3 protein-coding genes are annotated in these 2,711 nt (G+C 53.4%); all 3 read right to left on the bottom strand.

From position 1 onward, the window contains the following. Positions 1-149: 149 nt before the first annotated feature. Positions 150-599 (bottom strand): GNAT family N-acetyltransferase, encoded by a 450-nt coding sequence (locus WC359_15550; GenBank protein ID MFA5401867.1) that lies wholly within the window; start codon positions 597-599, stop codon positions 150-152. Then, positions 589-2,181, bottom strand: coding sequence for a phage terminase large subunit family protein (locus tag WC359_15555; GenBank protein MFA5401868.1), 1,593 nt, complete (start codon positions 2,179-2,181; stop codon positions 589-591). The genes WC359_15550 and WC359_15555 overlap by 11 nt, the downstream gene beginning before the upstream one ends. 201 nt (positions 2,182-2,382) lie before the next feature. Next, positions 2,383-2,711: hypothetical protein (locus WC359_15560; protein MFA5401869.1), on the bottom strand; the 329-nt coding region annotated here is incomplete at its 5' end.

Raw genomic sequence — 2,711 nt, forward strand, 5'->3', positions numbered from 1 at the left:
TCGCCTTCCGGTTCTTTCTCTTGCGTGACAACTCTCTTTCCTTTTGCGCTGCCGCCTCTACGTCTGTATCCGAACTCTTTGGTGTCGGCGGCGGCGTGATAATATCCGGTGTCTTAGGTGAACTGAATATTGATGCTACATCACACATGCTATGCCTCCATGCGGTAGATACCGCCTACCTTACTGAACCCCATACGCTCATACAGGCGCCCCACCTTGTCGGCTTCGATGCCTGTGGTATTGCGTAGAAATATCAACCGTGATCCTTTTGTCCGCGCCCATCCGACATAGGACAGGCAGAGCAGGTAAAACGCCCGTGATCCCCTGTGCTCAGGCAGGACATACACCAGCAGATCGCTCGCCGTGATCTCGTCGCTGAAATACGCGGGGATCGCTGCGGCTACAAGTACGCCCGTTATCACACCATCCTTGACCGTCACCATGCCGAGCATCTGAGGCTCTGCAATGATGCGCTCACACAGGGCAATACATTTGTTTGCGCTGTACGACATGACGTTGTACTCGCTCTCCTGATGGCACATGAGACCTATCTCAATGAGCCTCGGTATATCGTCATGCGTGATTTGTCTAATTATCAAAGGGACTCCATTCAGCGGCCTGGTTGGTCTTTCTGCCGCGCACCTTGTCCGGTCTGTTGTCGGCCACGACCTTCGGGTCCTGACAGGCCAGCCAGAAATAGTTAGTTGCGTGCCGGTAGTGGTCCGGTCCCAGCTTACGATAGGTATATTTCTTGCTGCCTGAAACCTGATCCTCTTCGAGCACCTTGGCGATGTTGCTGACTTCAAGGGCATACTCCTCAATCTCAGGACAGCGCCGCGGCAATATGACAATCTGTTTGGAAAACAGGTTGTGCGTGCTGTCGCATATCTCTGTACGGCGGACTACGACAATACCCGTCTGATCGTCCTGCCTTTTCGATACCTTTTGGTTTTCCGCGTAGTCGCACAGGTAAACCTTGTACTTTTCGGCTGCCTGAAACTCCCTTGCCTTGCGTGTCTCAGGCTCCATGTCAAGGACCGCACACTGCACGTTGAACTTGATGGCAAGGTCATGCAGGTCTGAAAACTCGCCCACCCTGCCCGCGTAGAGAAGGCGGAACTTGCCGCCCTCAGGATAGCCAATAAGCACGTGGAGTACCTTGCCGACATCGACGCCCATCGAGCATGTCCGCTTGGATGATGTTGCGATGGCATCACTGCCACAGCAGGCGTACACATCCTGCCTGGTCAGCCTGTTTTGCGCGTCGATATAGGCCATACCGAGCTTGGAGTTATATATCTCCTGGAGATTACCGTTTGGAGGATCGAGGAACAGCTTGAGGATCTTGCCGGGGTCGACATAGATGCTGTTGAGCTGGCTGATCCAGTAGCCCTCATAGTCTGCGTTTGGTGATTGTGCAACCCACCTGCCGTCTGACGGATATATCTCCTCACCGCACTTGACACAGGCACGATAGGCGTGCTTGCCGTGGTACTTGACGCACTCCGGGAAATCCAGCTCTAAGCAGCACTCGCGCCCGCATGACTGACACTCGATCACCCATATACGGCGGTCTGAGGCCTGGTAGAGCTTGTCAATGCCAAAATCGGGGATCGTAGGCGTGGAGAGATAGGACTCCTCCTGCACCTCACTGTGGCTAAACCGTTCCAGCGCCATCTGCACCATATCCGGGTCCATCAGATCAACCTCGTCGAAAACAACCTTGTCGACCGGGATTGACCTGAGCTTGGAGGCATCTTTTTTTATGCCCTCGATCTTTTGCGTTGATCGCGCCCCACGTAGATACAGCATCCCCGTACCTATGCGCTTGATATTGGTGGAGTCGGTAGACTGGATATACTGCCCGATGCTGCCCGGATTGTCGGCAATGAGGGGGTTAAACCGTGATTTGGCAAAATCACTTACATCGTCGCTCGTAGGAAACAGGTACAACACACCCGAGGGATACAGGCCATGGATCTGTCCGTGCAATACGCGGATGATCTCTAACTGCGTCCAGCCGAGCTGTGCGCCCTTCATGGCGGCCATTTTTTTGGACGTGGACTGCATCGGCTCAACCTGGTACTCGTGACCGATAGGCGTGAACGGCCCCGATTGCAGCCTGATACCGTTGTAATGCGCCCACAACCACGGGTCGTTGTCGCTCAGGCATTGTCTCATTGCGGCACTATTTACGTTCACAAGCTCACCCTTAGAAATTGCCCGTAGTACAGATAAGCGCCATTCTGTACCACTTTCCGAAAATGTAACTCGTTGATATTATTCAATGCGCTCATAATTGCCCCGTAAACTCCCTTGTGAAATGCCCCTTTTGACACAAAAGTTTAGTACCGCTAAACCAAAATGGCCGATTATAATGGCTCATTTTTTCAACTCCGCCAGCTCTTTTCTTGCCTGCTCAACGGCCAACTCTTTAAACATTTTGCGCTCCTCCGGGGTATACTGGATTTGGTCGACGTTGCTGATCTCGTGCTTCTCCGCCGGATAATCCCCACGCAACTTATGAGCATCCATGCGCGCCCGCTGCCTCGTAGACCAGTCAACCTCATTCCAGGCAATCACGGTGTCGCCATCGCCGAATACTTCGCCGTCTTTCGTGGTGACGATCTGCCCGGAGGTGGAAAGGATACGCTGCCCTTTTTTGGCAGACGACACGGCTCCGCGAAGTTTAGCGGTATGTGTGACCTTTG

The sequence above is a fragment of the Dehalococcoidia bacterium genome (assembly GCA_041653995.1).
Taxonomy (GTDB): Bacteria; Chloroflexota; Dehalococcoidia; order GIF9; family UBA5629; genus CAIMUM01.

Coding starts and splice junctions, on each gene's coding strand:
- WC359_15555 (MFA5401868.1), bottom strand. CDS start 2,181: ATGAGACAATGCCTGAGCGACAACGACCCGTGGTTGTGGGCGCATTAC.